Origin of the sequence: Bartonella sp. AP58NXGY (genome assembly GCF_042195785.1) — a bacterium.
In the GTDB taxonomy this organism is placed as follows: Bacteria; Pseudomonadota; Alphaproteobacteria; order Rhizobiales; family Rhizobiaceae; genus Bartonella.
In genome coordinates this window covers 1-674 of record NZ_JBHIOY010000283.1, presented here as the reverse complement: position 1 = coordinate 674, position 674 = coordinate 1, and the positions used below count along the sequence as shown (strand labels likewise).

Annotated in this window: 1 pseudogene; it reads right to left on the bottom strand. The window is 42.4% G+C overall.

What is annotated here, in order from left to right:
- Positions 1 to 674: pseudogene (locus ACFINC_RS10965) on the bottom strand (hypothetical protein); the annotation flags it as partial.

The following is a 674-nucleotide window of genomic DNA, read 5'->3' as shown; positions in this document are numbered from 1 at the left end:
CCGATGAAAGCATTATTAATTGTTGTTTTGCCATGCAATTCGATCAAGCTATCAGGATCGGTGGTAGCTGCGCCATAGTTACCATTTATTGTTGTTAGAGCAACATCTGTGACTTTAATATGCCCACCGCTTTTTGCAAGCAATGCCATGTTTGCAGCGGTTACAGTTCCTCCCGTCATTGTGATTGCCCCACTATTTTCTGCATTAAGCCCGATGAAAGCATTATTAATTGTTGTTTTGCCATGCAATTCGATCAAGCTATCAGGATCGGTGGTAGCTGCGCCATAGTTACCATTTATTGTTGTTAGAGCAACATCTGTGACTTTAATATGCCCACCGCTTTTTGCAAGCAATGCCATGTTTGCAGCGGTTACAGTTCCTCCCGCCATTGTGATTGCCCCACTATTTTCTGCATTAAGCCCGATGAAAGTATTGCTAATCGCTGTATTTCCATACAATTCAATTAAGCTATCAGGATCGGTAGTAGCTGCACCGTATCCGTTGCCATACATCGTTGTTAGAGCAACATCTGCAACCTTAATATGTCCACCACTTTTTGCAAGCAATGCCATGTTTGCAGCGGTTACAGTTCCTTCCGTCATTGTGATTGCCCCACTATTTTCTGCATTAAGCCCGATGAAAGCATTATTAATTGTTGTTTTGCCATGCAATTC